This is a genomic window from Pseudomonas sp. 273 (assembly GCF_029201425.1).
Lineage (GTDB): Bacteria > Pseudomonadota > Gammaproteobacteria > Pseudomonadales > Pseudomonadaceae > Pseudomonas > Pseudomonas delhiensis.
Map to the genome: position 1 here is coordinate 2,688,868 of NZ_CP116775.1, position 14,397 is coordinate 2,703,264.

Annotated in this window: 16 protein-coding genes; 7 read left to right on the plus strand and 9 right to left on the minus strand. The window is 59.8% G+C overall.

The genetic code is table 11. From position 1 onward, the window contains the following. Position 1: 1 nt before the first annotated feature. The 4 genes from fliI (at position 2) to flgN (ending at position 2,546) form a co-directional block, all read left to right on the plus strand. Positions 2–1,336: a flagellar protein export ATPase FliI gene (fliI, locus tag PKO50_RS12775; protein ID WP_275629916.1), complete on the plus strand. Its 1,335-nt coding sequence runs from the start codon at positions 2–4 to the stop codon at positions 1,334–1,336. Further along, entirely contained in the window at positions 1,333–1,758 is a 426-nt protein-coding gene (locus tag PKO50_RS12780; protein WP_275629917.1) for a flagellar FliJ family protein, read from the plus strand. Before fliI ends, PKO50_RS12780 begins: the two co-directional genes overlap by 4 nt. A gap of 69 nt (positions 1,759–1,827) precedes the next feature. Then, on the plus strand, positions 1,828–2,109 hold the full coding sequence (gene flgM, locus PKO50_RS12785; RefSeq protein ID WP_089393491.1) for a flagellar biosynthesis anti-sigma factor FlgM: 282 nt from the start codon (positions 1,828–1,830) through the stop codon (positions 2,107–2,109). Continuing rightward, positions 2,106–2,546 (plus strand): flagellar export chaperone FlgN, encoded by a 441-nt coding sequence (gene flgN / locus PKO50_RS12790; protein ID WP_109935518.1) that lies wholly within the window; start codon positions 2,106–2,108, stop codon positions 2,544–2,546. The genes flgM and flgN overlap by 4 nt, the downstream gene beginning before the upstream one ends. Before the next feature lie 1,142 nt (positions 2,547–3,688). Here flgN and gntB read toward each other — a convergent pair. The 9 genes from gntB to PKO50_RS12835 form a co-directional block, all read right to left on the minus strand. Continuing rightward, complete coding sequence (gntB, locus tag PKO50_RS12800; protein WP_109935517.1) at positions 3,689–4,675, minus strand: guanitoxin biosynthesis L-arginine gamma (S) hydroxylase; 987 nt, start codon at positions 4,673–4,675, stop codon at positions 3,689–3,691. 124 nt (positions 4,676–4,799) lie between these two features. Next, entirely contained in the window at positions 4,800–5,921 is a 1,122-nt protein-coding gene (locus tag PKO50_RS12805; protein WP_109935516.1) for an aminotransferase class V-fold PLP-dependent enzyme, read from the minus strand. Further along, complete coding sequence (locus PKO50_RS34095) at positions 5,908–6,498, minus strand: MFS transporter (protein ID WP_346770502.1); 591 nt, start codon at positions 6,496–6,498, stop codon at positions 5,908–5,910. The genes PKO50_RS12805 and PKO50_RS34095 overlap by 14 nt, the downstream gene beginning before the upstream one ends. Beyond that, positions 6,492–7,130 carry an MFS transporter gene (locus PKO50_RS34100; protein ID WP_346770503.1) on the minus strand — a complete coding sequence of 213 codons (639 nt, stop codon included), beginning with the start codon at positions 7,128–7,130 and terminating at the stop codon, positions 6,492–6,494. The genes PKO50_RS34095 and PKO50_RS34100 overlap by 7 nt, the downstream gene beginning before the upstream one ends. Next, positions 7,127–7,450 carry a hypothetical protein gene (locus PKO50_RS12815; RefSeq protein ID WP_275629918.1) on the minus strand — a complete coding sequence of 108 codons (324 nt, stop codon included), beginning with the start codon at positions 7,448–7,450 and terminating at the stop codon, positions 7,127–7,129. The genes PKO50_RS34100 and PKO50_RS12815 overlap by 4 nt, the downstream gene beginning before the upstream one ends. 222 nt (positions 7,451–7,672) lie before the next feature. Further along, complete coding sequence (locus tag PKO50_RS12820; protein ID WP_275629919.1) at positions 7,673–8,431, minus strand: hypothetical protein; 759 nt, start codon at positions 8,429–8,431, stop codon at positions 7,673–7,675. Then, complete coding sequence (locus PKO50_RS12825) at positions 8,428–9,489, minus strand: GntG family PLP-dependent aldolase (RefSeq protein ID WP_109935513.1); 1,062 nt, start codon at positions 9,487–9,489, stop codon at positions 8,428–8,430. Before PKO50_RS12825 ends, PKO50_RS12820 begins: the two co-directional genes overlap by 4 nt. A gap of 206 nt (positions 9,490–9,695) precedes the next feature. Continuing rightward, positions 9,696–10,658 carry a proline dehydrogenase family protein gene (locus PKO50_RS12830; RefSeq protein WP_109935512.1) on the minus strand — a complete coding sequence of 321 codons (963 nt, stop codon included), beginning with the start codon at positions 10,656–10,658 and terminating at the stop codon, positions 9,696–9,698. A gap of 1,202 nt (positions 10,659–11,860) precedes the next feature. Continuing rightward, complete coding sequence (locus PKO50_RS12835) at positions 11,861–12,136, minus strand: hypothetical protein (protein WP_146219626.1); 276 nt, start codon at positions 12,134–12,136, stop codon at positions 11,861–11,863. A 252-nt stretch (positions 12,137–12,388) separates the two neighbouring features. On the opposite strand from PKO50_RS12835, the gene fliD reads away from it, so the two are divergent. The 3 genes from fliD to PKO50_RS12850 are packed head-to-tail and all read left to right on the plus strand — an operon-like array spanning position 12,389 to position 14,395. Beyond that, a complete protein-coding gene (gene fliD / locus PKO50_RS12840) occupies positions 12,389–13,696 on the plus strand; it encodes a flagellar filament capping protein FliD (RefSeq protein ID WP_109935510.1) in 1,308 nt (435 codons plus the stop codon). Then, a complete protein-coding gene (gene fliS / locus PKO50_RS12845; RefSeq protein ID WP_089393485.1) occupies positions 13,693–14,088 on the plus strand; it encodes a flagellar export chaperone FliS in 396 nt (131 codons plus the stop codon). Before fliD ends, fliS begins: the two co-directional genes overlap by 4 nt. Next, the gene (locus tag PKO50_RS12850) at positions 14,072–14,395 is read left to right on the plus strand and encodes a hypothetical protein (RefSeq protein WP_275630471.1); all 324 of its coding nucleotides are present in this window, start codon (positions 14,072–14,074) and stop codon (positions 14,393–14,395) included. Before fliS ends, PKO50_RS12850 begins: the two co-directional genes overlap by 17 nt. The last annotated feature ends 2 nt before the right edge of the window (positions 14,396–14,397 follow it).

Sequence of the window (14,397 nt, forward strand, 5' to 3'; positions counted from 1 at the left end):
GATGGCCCTGGGCGAAAGCTTCAGCCTGGACTTCGACCAGGCCCTGCGCTCGCTGGACTCGGTCCAGCTGGCCAAGGTCAGCGGGCGCCTGGTGCGGGTTTCCGGAATGCTCCTGGAAAGCCTCGGCTGCCGCCGCGCCACCGGCCAGCGCTGCCTGGTCGAACAGGCCGACGGCAGCCTGCTGGATGCCCAGGTGGTCGGCTTCAACCGCGACACCACCTACCTGATGCCGTTCAAGAAACCGGTGGGCCTGGCCGCCGGCTCGCGGGTGTTCCCGGCCGAGGAACAGGCCGCGCTGCGCATCGACGAATCCTGGCTGGGGCGGGTGGTCAACGGCCTCGGCGAGCCGCTGGACGAGCGCGGCCGCCTGGGCGGGCGCGATGCGCTCTCGGCGCAGCTGCCCAGCGTCAACCCGCTCAAGCGCCGCCCGGTGACCGAGGCGCTGGACGTCGGCGTGCGCGCCATCAACGCCCTGCTGACCCTCGGCAAGGGCCAGCGCGTCGGCCTGTTCGCCGGCAGCGGGGTGGGCAAGAGCGTGCTGCTGGGCATGATCACCCGGCAGACCAAGGCCGAGGTGGTGGTGGTCGGGCTGATCGGCGAGCGCGGCCGCGAGGTGCAGGAATTCATCCAGCACTCCCTCGGCGAGGAAGGCCGGCGCAAGGCCGTGGTGGTGGTGGCGCCGGCCAACGAGTCGCCGCTGATGCGCCTGAAGGCCACCGAGCTGTGCCACAGCATCGCCGCCTACTTCCGCGACCAGGGCCGCAACGTGCTGCTGCTGGTGGACTCGCTGACGCGCTACGCCATGGCCCAGCGCGAGATCGCCCTGGCCCTGGGCGAGCCGCCGGCGACCAAGGGCTACCCGCCATCGGTGTTCGGCATGCTCCCGGAGCTGGTGGAAAGCGCCGGCAACGGCGTGGCCGGCAGCGGCAGCCTGAGCGCGCTGTACACGGTGCTGGCCGAAGGCGACGACCAGCAGGACCCGATCGCCGACAGCGCGCGGGCCATCCTCGACGGGCACATCGTGCTGTCGCGTCGGTTGGCCGACGTCGGCCACTACCCGGCCATCGACATCGGTGCCTCGGTCAGCCGCTGCATGGCCCAGGTGGGCGAGCCGGCGCACCTGCGCGCGGCGCGGCAGTTCAAGGAACTGCACGGCAGCTACGAGAAGATCCGCGAACTCATCCCCCTGGGCGGCTACACCGCCGGCCTGGACGCCCGCACCGACCGCGCGGTGCAATTGGCCCCGGCGCTGGAGCGCTTCCTGCGCCAGGAAGTCAACGAAGGCGCGGACCTGGCGGCCAGCCTGGAAACCCTGCAACAGGTGCTGCGGCAATGAAGGAACAGATCGACACCCTGCGCCGCCTGGCCGGCGTGCGGCAGAACCGCGTGCGCGAGATGCTCGGCCGGGTGAACTACCAGCGCGGCCTGTGCCAGCGCTACCGCAACAACATCACCGGCCTGACGCGCCTGTGCGGCTTCGTGGTGCCCACCAGCACGTCGCTGCAGCGCGGCAACCAGCAGCAGTACAAGGCCACGCTGTTCAGGATGCTGGCGCTGCAGAAGCGCGAGCTGGAGGTGGCCGAGCAGGCGCTGGAGCGCATCCAGGGCGAGCTGCTGCAGGCCATGCGCGGCGAGAAGGTGCTGGAGCACGTCATCGAATCGCGCCTGGAACAATGGCAGGCGCAACTGGCGCGCCAGGAGCAGAAGATCCAGGACGGCCTGGCGGCGCAGACCTGGTGGCGGAGCCAGGGCACATGAGGCAGGATTTAAGTTCTTCGCCGAGCCGGTCGCCTGAGGCTCGATAGACACCTTTTTCTGGACGCGAACATGGAAATCACCCGGCAACTCAAGCCCGTCATCGGCGCCCCCGTGCAGAGCGCCGCGCCCCAGCGCAGCCAGCGCGAGGAAGCGGCCCGCCCCGCCGCCCAGGCGCCGGCCGCCAGCGGCGCGCTGCCGCTGGAGCAGGTCCAGGAAGCCCTGGGCGCGCTGCCGGAAGTGGACCTGGACAAGGTCGCCGCGATCCGCGACGCCCTGGCCCGCGGCGAGGTCTCCCTCGACCCCGAGGCGCTGTCGCGCAGCATGCTCGACTTCCACGGCGGCGGTGCATGAGCGAAAGACGCGCCCGCCTGCTGCAACTGATCGAGGTCGACATCCGCCTCGACCGCGCGGACTACCTGTACCTGCGCACCGCGCTGCTGGACCTGCACGACCAACTGATGGCCCGCGACAGCGAGGCCATCGCCCGCTGCAACACCCGCATCGGCGAACTGGTGGAATCCGTCCGCCAACGCGCCGAACGCCGCGCCAGGGTGCTCCAGGCCTTCGGCCTGGACATCGGCCGCGCCGACATGCAGCGCCTGCTCGAACACTTCCCCGGCGCCGGCCGCCAGATCCTGCAGCGCGACTGGCAGGCACTGGCCGAACAGGTCGAGGAATGCCGCCTGCTCAACGAGCGCAACGGCCGCCTGCTGGCCATGCACAACGAGATCATCGGCCAGCTGCTGGCGGGGCAGGGCGAGCACGGGGTGTATTCGCCGGAGTATTGAAGTTTGCCTTTCACGGCGCCTTCGGGCGCCGTTTTTGTCTGGGCGCAGGGCGGTGATGGTGTGCCGGATCGGCTCCGCTCCCTACAGCCAACCCGCCAACCCGCCGTGCGCTCCTGCGGTCGTGCTTTCCTGGCCCGTAGGGCGGGCGCATAGCCGTTCGCGATTATCCGCTAAGGACGGTTTCGGCGGATAACACCGTAGGCGTCATGCGCCCTACGAAGAAACGTCCGCGCGCCGAACGCCCCTTCAGCGGGCCGAGGGAACCCCTTGCTCAGGAGGCCGGGCCGAAAGGGATGTCGCGAAGGTCCCGGTCAACATAGGGACGCGTTGTCGGAATGTGCTTCCACTGCGGGGGATTCGTGAGGAAAACCCGGTTCCGCCGGGCCCGTATGCTGGTGCGGAGACCTTTGGTTACTTTGGGCAGGGGACGCCTGCCACCATCTGCCAAAGTGGCACATCCCAGGGGGAGGAACAAACATCTACGCCCTCGGAGCGGAGCACTACACCTAGGCGAGAAGCCGCCGGGTTTCCGCGCTCGCGGGGATGGCGAGAAGGGAATTGGCTGGGACGATGCGATGTCGCCGCGGCAGGGCCTTGTAGTCGTATATGCAGTATTGGCTGCCACGATCCGAGTGCAGCAGCACTTCTTCTCGTGGCTTTCGCCGTGGTACAGCCATCTCCAGCGCGGCATGTACCAAAGCCTGATGCATGCGGCGGTGCATCGCTAAATCGATCACCTCGTGGTGAATGGTGTAGGTCTCCCTTGCCCTTCCATGGGTGGCAGCGTCTGAGGGAGCGATCGACTTGAAGGGGCGGCGTATCGTCGCTCTGGATCTACCGACCTCGCAATGGCAATCAAGGCATCAGCCAGCGACGAATTCGCCAGCCGATGCAGGGGGTGATCAACTCGATGATGATCGAGATGGCGGCGGCCATTGCTCGGAAGGACTACGAGCAACTGCATGAACGCCAGGCCTAGGGCGTCATGAAAGCGAAGAGCGAGAGGAAGTACCGCGGGTATCCCGTCAACGATGATCTTCACAGTAACTCGTTGCCGAACTGTTGCATTTGCTCTGTCCTTGATGTTTGGAAGCGTAGAATGGTAGACGCGGTGGGTATCTGTTTTCAGGGGCGCGCATGTGTCATTCCGTGCCTATGACAGCGCTGATCCTCCCGCTGCGATAAGCCTCGAAGATCTGTCCCAGGCTTGAGCGGGCATCACCCTTGGCAGTGAAAATACCACCACAACCATGGTTGGCTTCGGCATACTTAGGATCATCCATCAGGATCAGGTGCGCTTTTCTCAGGTTCCAGTAGGGTATACCGGCATACAGATGATGTGTTAGATGGTAATTGTCGCCGTGCATACCGATAAACAGGCGTTCAATGAGGCTAGGGAAGCGGTTACGGGTGAGCTTTACCTCATCTTGGTACACCCCGAACATGCCGAAGTGCTCGGAAATCTCGGAAAACCAGCCGATCACTTGGAAGGATGTGAAGTACGGCACGAGCCAGAATAGTAAATACCCCAGGGGGCCCACCGAGAACCAGAACACCGCTAGGATCGCCAGGTGCACGAGCAGTAGTTTGAAGCCTTGCCAAGGCTTGGTAATGATGTCTCCCGCCCGATTTTTTACCAAGTAGATGAAGTAGTGCGAGGTATTGGCTAGCGTGATGCTCTTGAGCAAATGGCGCAAGAGAAAATCAAGCCGATCGCTAGCCGCATATAACCCCGACTCGATATAATAACGGTGATCGGGATCGGTAAGCTGGTCGCCGAGATGATGGTGATGCATCTTCACATGGGAATGCCGGTAGGCCTCGTAGTTCTGGAAGATCGGATAGGCAAGCAAGTACTCACCAATCACTCGGCAGAGCACCTTGTTGCTCATTAAGGTCATGTGCGCGGCCTCGTGCAGCAACGAGGCTATTGCCCGCTGTCGCGAGCCGACCAGTAGCACCGTCAACAGATAAAGGTACGGGCTTTGCAGGCTCAGGATAACCGCTAGCGTAATGACTCCCAGATCGAGCGAGAGTCCGACTACCCAATGCCAGTTGTCCTTTTCATACAAAGGGCGCAGACGGTTCTTTATCTCGACTGTCGGTTTGAATTTGTTCACGTCGTTCATCGAGAGTCCCTATTCGTTAAGTCGAGGTGATAGAGGCTCTGGCGCTGGCGCAGCTATAACGATCAGCCAAAAAGCCGCTTTAACACGACGAGTATGTCGAGCGCCGGTATACAGGCCACTGCATTCAACGACTCATGCTTTGAAGTAAACGCAGAAACTGCTCAGCCTGCGCAATGGTATTGGTGCACCCCAACGAGACACGTACGAAGCGCGCTGGGACCCGGCCAGTCATGTAGCCAGGCGTATGGGAGGCATACCCTGGCCAACAGTTGATTCCTCGGCTGCGGAAGAAACCGACGGTTTCTGGTGCCGATATGCTTTCGTGGAAAAATGAAATTATCCCGCGTTGGTATGCGCCCGGTATGATGAGCTGCAGGTTTTCATATCCCTTGAGCGATTCCACGAGAAAGCGATAAGCCTCGCAATCATCAACATATCCGCCCTGCAGCCGCTCCAGAACCGCAACGTTCAGCCCCATCAGCGTGGCGCCGTTTCGCTCCGCGTATTCAAAGTAACGGGCGTCCTGCACATCCAGGGTCACCCCGCTATCGAGACTGAAGGTTGCCCTGTGCAGGTCGGTAAAACGTGGCCTAGCACGGGCACGAAATGCTGCGGACAAACAGGCGAAACCGGTGCCCCTGGGGCCGCAGAGAAACTTGCGCCCGGCGGCCGTCAGGACATCGCAACCGATCTCCTGGACATTGATCGGCAACATGCCCACCGACTGACAGGCGTCGACGAAGTAGGTGCAGGGATAGCCACGCAGTAGTCTGCCGATAGCCGCCACGTTATTGACGATCCCGCAGCACGATGGCACGTGCACCACCGAGACCAGTTTTACGTTATCGCGCATGTATCTTGCGAGCCAAGCCAGGTCAAGATCGCCGTTATCCAGTAAGGGGATAGTCTCGATCATCAATCCATGACGTTGGCGCAGGTTATCCAGTGCGATCAGGTTGCCTGCATACTCGTAGGGCGTTATCAGAATGCGGTCACCGCAATGCCAGTCCAGTGCATCCAGCGCAGTTACCCAGGCTTTCGTTGCACTGTCGAACAGAGCAATGTCAGCTGGCTGCGCCCCAAGGAGGCGGGCAATGTTCTGATAGACCGCGTGATCCAGCACCTCGGCGCTGGCCAGTTCGGTCTCGTAGGCTCCCTGCTCGCTCTCGGCCTGCAGGAAGGTTTGCATCGCTTGCAAAGCCTGCGCTGACAGCAGGCCCGCTCCAGCCGTATTAAAGTGAATCATGCGCGCCTTCCTTGGACTTGTAGCCCATGTAATAGAAACCTAGCGCCAGTAGTACGCACAGGCACAGCAGATAGAACATGACCTGCGGCTGGTATAGCGAAAGCGCCACCCCGCAAAGCATCGGCCCGAGGGCCCCGCCCAAATTCGACAGGTTCTGGGTGCCGTAATAAGCGCCACGCAGGTTTTCAGGGGCGATGAAGTCGATGAACAGGTATTCGGTAGGAATGATGATGATCTCGCCGATCGTGAACACGGCCATGGCGATAACCCACACGAGCACTCCGTCTGCCTGACTGAAGCCGATCAGGCCTAGTAGGAAGAACAGCATCCCGAGACACAGCATAAGGAACAAATTGGCCTGGTTAATACGCGAGCCCACCAGGTATTGCAGGCCGATCACCACGCAGGCATTGGTGGTGACCAAGTAGTTGATGATCTGGTAAGTCTGTTCCGGGCTACTGGTCACCAGCAGGTATTGCGACAGGTATGCCGAGAACTGGCCAAAGATGATCGCACTGAGTAATCCACCCAAGGTGAAACACACTAGCCGATAGTCCCTGCCCAGGTAATTCAACACATTGAGAAAGCCGTTGTGTTGCGAAGGGGGGCAACGGTCGCGGAGCTCTTCTCGCCCAGCAACCCGTAGATCGCAACGAACAGCGTCCCCACCAATCCTGCTACCGCGAAAGGCAAGCCAGGGCTCAATTGAGCCAGTAGCACACCCAGAAAGGGCCCCACGGCAAAACCGATATTGGTGAGCGTGTACTTTACCGAGAACACTGCCCCGCGTTTTTGCGCGACCACTAGGGCGGCGATGCCGGATTTTATGGCGATGTCGATGACCGCGTAGGCAAGGTTCACCATCACAATCGCCGCGAAGAACGCGACCAGCGAATCGGTACAATAGGCAGTGCCAAACGCCAAGGCGAACAGCCCTCCCGCAGTCAGCAGGATTTGGTAGTTGGAGAACCGGTCGACCAGAAATCCACCATACAGGCTGAAGAGGGAACTCGCCATGAGAGCCGCCCCCAGCGCTAATCCGACGTCGGCGACGCCCAGACCGAATCGTTCTGCACAATAGACCACGACATAGGGCAGCGTCATTGCGCGTGCCAGGGTAAGGATGAAGGTCGCAGACAGGAACAGATTCACTGGTGCTGTGTATACCCCGCCCTCGGCCAGCCCTAGTTCGGAGCTACTGTTCTTCATTTCAGCATGCCCTGATAGATGGCCGGCTCGGCCTCGCGTAAAAGTCGAATGCTGTCATGAATAACTAAGCGGTCCTTGTCCAGGATGAACACATGGCCTGGCGAGTTTTCCAGGGAGTTGGTCTCGTTGAGCACACCTTCATGCTGAATCTTGATGCTGTGCAGCCCGTGGATGTGTTGCCACACCGTGATATCGGGAAGCTGCCTGATTTCGCCGCTTGTGCGGGCAATTAGAAAAACGCAGCTGGAATGGAAGAGCAGCTTCTTCCTAGGTTTGGCTCGGTATTCCAGGAAACCCTGCGGATTGAGCAGCGACTCCACCCAAAGGTTGAGCTGGTTATGCCCTAGCGCCTGTGTATAAGCCGACAGATCGATCCCCCTGGCAAGCGCGCGGCTGTCTCAAGTAGCACGGGCTGATCGTTGACGATCATCAGTTCGCTGTGCCCGACCCCCTGCCTGATACCCAAGGCATCCAGCACGGAGAAGATGTACTCGGAGAGCCGGCTGTAGATGTCGTGGTTGTCGATCGGGCACATAAGTTGGTTATAGTCGTGAACCGGTGCCGAGCCGATACGGGTGCGATACACACGTATGATCGTCACTGACGAAGTGTTGGCTGTCCACGCTGACCGTATTGACGCAATATTCGATATCGATATTGGGACTTTTTTCCGGCTTCAGTTCTGATAGGAAATCGGAATTTTCCAGATACTGCTGAACGAGCACTTCTTCGTTCTGTGTCAGGAAAATGGTACGGCTAGCCTTGATGGTCTCGAACGCCTGGGTGACCTCGTCTGCTCGAGTGCAGATGTGAATATTGTCGGAACCCGCGCTATTGAGAGGTTTTAGCACGACTGGGAAGAGATCGTGCTGATCGATCCACTCCTGGATCTGCTGTAGGTCTGTCGATTTAAAATGCTGGATGGAGCGAACGCCGGCATTCTTCAGTGCTTCATGCATTTCATACTTATTTCTCCAGCGAATCGCGTGCGCCGGGTCGTTGCGGCGTGCCACCTTAAAACAATCTGCTAGATGCGCGGCTAATTCGACGCCAAACTCGCAACCCGCCAGAACGAACTGCACGTTGTATTGAGTCAGAGCCTCTTTCAGCGCAGTATCGGACTGATAGAGGAAATCGCTGATGAAGTCATTTTCGCGAAACCAGGACTCATAGAATGCGTTGACGTTATCCGTCGAGCGTACATGGATGCACTCATAGCCACGGGACATGAACGCTGGGGCAATCAGGCTGCCGATCGAATAGGCATCTACGACTAACACCACATTCTTCTTGAAGATCATTTCACGCCCTCCACCGCATGGGCGAGTTCGCTCACCTGTGTCTTGATCAGCTCAGCGGCCTTGAGGATGCGCGCGCGGTCGATATTGATATGAGGGACCAGACGGATTTCCCTGTCATTGTAGGGAAGAACTCCCACGCACTTTTCTCTAAGCAGTTCGGCAAAACGCAGCGGCGTCACTCCCAAGGCAGAGATGTCTAAGGTGACCATATTGGTGCCCTTGTAGCCCGAGCGTGCCTCCTCCACGCTGCTGAGTTCTTTGTGCAGTAGTGCCGCATGTTCATGGTCCTCGGCGAGCCGTTCGATGTGGTTGCGCATGGCATACAAGCCCGCGGCGGCCATCATTCCGCTCTGGTGCTGATCACCACCGAACCACTTTCGGTACTTTCTGGCCTGCTGGATAAGCTCGTGCGGGCCCATCATGATTGAGCCGACTGGCGCTCCTAGCCCTTTGGAAAGGCACATGGACATCAGATCGGCATTGTCGGTAAAGGAGGTGACATCCATACCGGTGGCGATTGAGGCGTGGAGAATCCGTGCACCATCCAGGTAACGGTATGCGCCGATGTTCTTGGCATAGGTAAAAACTTGGTTCATCTGTTCCAGAGGGAACACACCGCCGCCTTTACAACCCAGTGTATTTTCTACGACGACCACCCGTGGCACCGCGTAGTTCTGGTTCCAGCGACACTTCGACGCGTACAATTTTTGTAAATCCGCGACATCGAATAAACCATCGTCATGGCAGGTCAGGGAAAAGTTCACCCCAGAAAAGGCAGAAGTCGATGCTGCCTCGTAGAAGTTAATGTGGTAGGAGGCGTCCATGAATATCTCATCGCCGGGGCGCGTCATGGTCTTAATTGCCAGCTGATTGCTCAGGGTTCCTCCGGTCGTAAATAAGGCCGCTTCCTTTTTGAAATAATTTGCGCAATATTCTTCCAGATTCTTGACGCTAGGATCCTCGCCGAAACAGTCATCACCAACCTCGGCTAGGTAAATTGCCTTGCGCATGCCATTGGTGGGTTTAGTCACCGTATCACTTCTAAGGTCAATGAACATGTGTACATCCTTTCTGTAATGTGAGCGGCATACTTTTTTTGTGCGGTAGCACGCGCGATGTGTTCACGTTATGGTCGGCTCATCCCCATCTGCCGACGCACGCAGTAATTCTGGAGGGATAGATGCCATCCGTTCTATTTAAAATAACAAGGAATGCAAACATCAGATCGGGCTCTGTTTACAGTCCGTGGGCAAACACAGCAGGTTCAGTAACCGGCCGCGAATACCACGCGGGAGGGATCGCTGAAGTCAGCCAGCGCACCTAGAATCTCTTCCGGGGACTCGGCCAAGCGATGCAGAAAGTGTAGGTACCAGCTTTCGCCATAGACTCCATAGATACGGCAGGGCAACCCTGCCTCCCTGGCTTGGCGCAGCAAGGTGGGTTGCACGCCGTGGAGCATCTCCAGTTCAATATTTGCTGAATGACGCGACTTGGCCAGGATATGGGGGATCAGGGCGGGATCCTGGGTCGCGCAGCTGACGGGCACACCTGCCCCCAAGGCCATATCCAGCAACCCCAAGTAGCGTTGATCCAGGGCTTCGCCGCGAGGCAGCGCGACCGCCTCAGGCTCGTTGTAGACTCCCTTGACCAACCTGACTTTGCGTCCGTAGTGAAGGATTTTCGGCAGATCGTCGAGGGTGCGGTGTAGATATGCTTGGATGGTCACGCCAACGTTTGCGTGGACAGGCGCCAATTCGCCATACACTTCCAGAATCCGGTCTACTGAGGCGGCACGTTCCATGCTGATCATGACAGGCATATCGTGCGCCGCAGCTGCTGAGATGATGGCTGCCGCATTTTTGTAGGCGGTGTTCTGGGATAGGGCGAGGCCAACGGCGCTAAGGTCGAAGCTCAACTGAGGTTTAAGCCCTGCATCGGCGAATGGCTGGATCGACGTCAGGTACTCATTGATGAAGCGTTGTACTACTGCCGAGTCGGCATTCTCTTCGCCGACGTACTCGACACTCAATGCATAGCCCTTCTCAGCCAGTACGTTCAGTTTTGGCAGCAGCGCGTCCCGGTTTGCGGCAAGAAGATAGCGTTGCGCAGCAGATGCGAACAACTTGAAGAACAAAGAGTCTTTAGAGAACGCCTCCCTGCAGGCTTGGTTCATGGCCAGCTTTTTCAGGGCCGCAGCGGCAAGGATACAAGTTTCGCGGGGAGTCATCGGTCTCTCTCCTTGAGTAAGGCGATAGTGCACTTCTCAGTACGCTTAGACGAATTCTCAACAATCGATAAAGCATCCAACAGCAACGGTCATGAGTCAGCTCAATGGTGCAATGGAATAAAAGCAGGAGTTAATTTAGCTGTCTAGTCTCTTCGGTGGTTCGAGAAATGAAGTCGTACAAGAAGGGGGATGTAGGTGTGCTGCCTTTTTATTTTGATTTTCCTGTGTGTTTCAATGGGTTGCTGTGATCGAAATCGTTATTGGCTGGGCATCTGTGCGGGGGCGAAAAGCAGAAAAAATGGAATCTTATAGATGCTCTTGGTGAAAAATCTTTATATTGAATATGAATTTTCTGTACGGCATTTCTATGTCTTGCCGCGTGCCTGCTGTTGAAGAACTTCTCACGAGTGAGATTGCCTTGGCCCAGGGTGTGAGCCAACCTCGGATGCCCATTTGTTGAACAGTAGCCATTCGATCATCAGTTGCGGGGGTGGCGATATTGCAGGGTGCACGGTTCCTATATGGCGTAGGTTACCCAGCGATTCCATAGTCAACGTCCGTTTACGGTGTTGAAGATTCGTGTCCAGTGCGAGGCGCGCTGGCAGGGTAGTGAATCCGGCTAGATTGCAGCTGCAGAAACGAGTCTGTAAAACTTGGCACTCTGCCTTCGGCATGACTGCCAAGAGTTCTAGTGTGAGCCATTCCGATCTAGGTCAGAGTACGGAGCGTACTGCTCTTCATTTCAGGTCGGTGAGGAGTCAGATGGTTTGGTTTTGATAACTTTTGCGTAGCAGTACTCACATCCTCCAAGGCGGTGGCTTCTTTAGGTTCCGGCCACCTAGCGTTCACTCCCGCACAATGACTCCGGGTTCCGGTTGCATACTTTGGTGCCCTGTGGCGAGACATGTCCCGACTCTGAGTTCTAGCAGACCTACTCTTGTCATTTCTCCTGCACTTTCTGTAGTGCTGCAGTGATGTCGTCAGATGGCAGTCAAAGAAAGGAGGCGAGCTTTTGCGAGGGACTATCAGTATTGGAAGTGTCCTATGGGGCGTATACGTTCTGTGAATAGAGTGGCGGTCCTAACGCCAGAGAAGGCGAAGGGCGGGCCACCGTGCTGCGTCTCGGGCCCTGACGGAGGACCTGTCAGGGGGGCACCCTTTCGGGCCGTCCCTCTCATGCCTTTGGCCGACTGGCTGAGGCTTCAGAAGGTCGGGGTTTCGGTGGTTGCCAGCGCTTGAACTTGGTCCTGCATTTCCCTTTCTCGAAACGCGTCGAGGAAGGTTGTGGTCGAAGAGACCAGTTGGAGTGGAGTATTAATCAATGGTCTGAATCCTAGCCATTCGTAGCACGTGGCGGCGCGGTCGTTTTTGGCGTCCACGGTCAGAAAGGCGATGCCGACGTGTTTGGACATTTCGAAGACGCGCCAAAAGGTGTCGTTGAGCTTTCCGAGCCGCCGGCCTTGGCAGGTGAAACTCACCGCCAAACGAGGGGGCCGGAACTCGCATTCAACCCAGCCCCAAATCTCCGCTTAACTCCAACCCCCACCCGGTCGCCTTGACTGGGAAGCAGCTCCCGCGCCGGCAGGCGGAAAGGCCCTTTCCGGCTCGCCTTCCGGTTCCACGAGGCGGAAGCATCCTTTCACTTCGCTGCCGGCTGGAGTCCCCGGAATACGGGTCTTCCGGGCGTTGGCACCGAACTTGCTCCCAGGCTCGCAAAGGGGTACCCGACCATGGCAACCATAGATTCCGATTACGTCCAGCAGATGGCGACCCAGCTGGCCCAGTACGACATCCAGGCGTCGCAGACGCGGCTGAACCGCAACAAGACCAGCTACAACAGCGAGCTGTCCGCGGTCACCCAGCTGAAGTCGGCGCTGAGCAGCTTCGCCTCGGCGGTGACCGGGCTGCGCAGCAGCTCCAGCAGCGCCAGCAACATGCTGGTCAACAGCGCCACCTTCAGCGCCGAGGGCTATGCTACCGCCAGCGTCGGTTCCACCGCCGTTTCCGGCAGCTACCAGTTCTTCGTCAAGCAGCTGGCCTCCAAGGACCAGGTGGCCCTGCAGGGCCTGAGCGACGGCGACCTGGGCAGCGGCGAGCTGACCATCGGCCAGGGCAGCGACAGCTTCAAGGTCGACATGAGCGGCATCACCAGCCTCAGCGCCCTGGCCTCGGCCATCAACGGCGCCGCCGACAACACCGGCGTCAAGGCCACCCTGGTGCGCAGCGACGGCACGGTGAACCTGGTGCTGACCAGCGACAAGAGCGGCGCCGACCAGGCCATCAGCCTGTCCAGCAGCAATGCCGTGGTGCAGGGTTCCATCGACGCCCGCAAGCAGCTTTCCAGCGCCCAGGACGCCATCGTCTACCTGGGCGGGCAAGGCGGCATCGAGCTGCGCAACGCCAGCAACACCTTCGACAAGGCCATCGACGGCGTGAGCCTGACCTTCACCAAGGTCAGCGACCCGGCCGAGGCGCCGCTGAGCCTCGACATCGGCCGCGACAAGGACGCCACCACCAAGAAGTTGCAGGGCTTCCTGGATGCCTACAACACCCTGATGGGCACCATCGGCACGCTGACCGCCAGCGGCAGCGGCACCACCAGCCGCGGCGCGCTGGCCGGCGACTCGGCGGTGCAGGCGATCAGGTCGGCGGTCAACGGCCTGATCCGCACCAGCTTCGGCGGCGTCAACCTGATCGGCTACGGCGTCAGCGCCGACAGCAGCGGCAAGCTGACACTCGACAGCAGCAAGCTGGAGAAGGCCCTGGCGCAGAACGCCGACGGCTTCGAGCAACTGTTCAGCGGCAAGGGCAACCTGATCGACAGCCTGGACAGCGCGCTCAAGGCCTACACCAGCTCCACCAGCGGCCTGCTGACCTCGCGGGTGAACAGCCTGAACGACAAGCTGGCCGACATCGACGACCAGTTCGATGCCCTGCAGACGCGCTACAACAACGCCTACTCGCGCTACCTCAAGCAGTACACCAACCTCATGCAAGTCATGAATTCCATGGACCAGACCTCCAGCATGTTCACATGACCTATTCGATGAACGAAGGCTACGACAGCTACCGCACCACGGACCTGGAGGCGCGCGCCGCCGCGGCGTCGCCCTACGAGCTGGTGCTGGTGCTGTTCGACGGCCTGCTCGACGAACTGGCCCGCGCCCGCGGGCATATCGAGGCCAGGCGCTTCCAGCAGAAGGGCCGTTCCCTGGACAAGTGCATGAACATCCTCAACGGCCTGTCCAGCGCCCTCGACTACGAAGCCGGCGGGGCGGTGGTGCAGGACCTGGCGCGGCTCTACGACTACTGCATCTACCGCCTCTCGGACGTCAGCGTGAACCTGTCGCTGGAGGGCCTGGACGAGGTCGCCGGCCTGCTCGGCACCCTGCGCGAAGGCTGGGCCGGTGTCCATGCCGCCCGTGGCTGATCCGCGCGTGCACGAGCTGCGCAGCCTCCACGCGCGCCTGGGCGAGGTGCTGGCGCGCGGCGAGTGGGCGCGCCTGGGCGAGGTCGACGGCGCCATCCGCGCGCTGCTCGAACGCCTGGCCGCCGGCCCCGCGCTGGACGCCGCCGGCATGGAGGCCAAGCGCCGTTTGCAGCAGTTGCACGAGCAGGCGCGGCGCGCCTGCGCGCAGGAGGTGGAGCGCCTGCGCCAGTTGCTGGCGAGCCACCTGGAGTACGCCGAAGGGCGCTCCGCCTACATGCAGATAGACCGCTTGCTGGCCGGGAGATGACA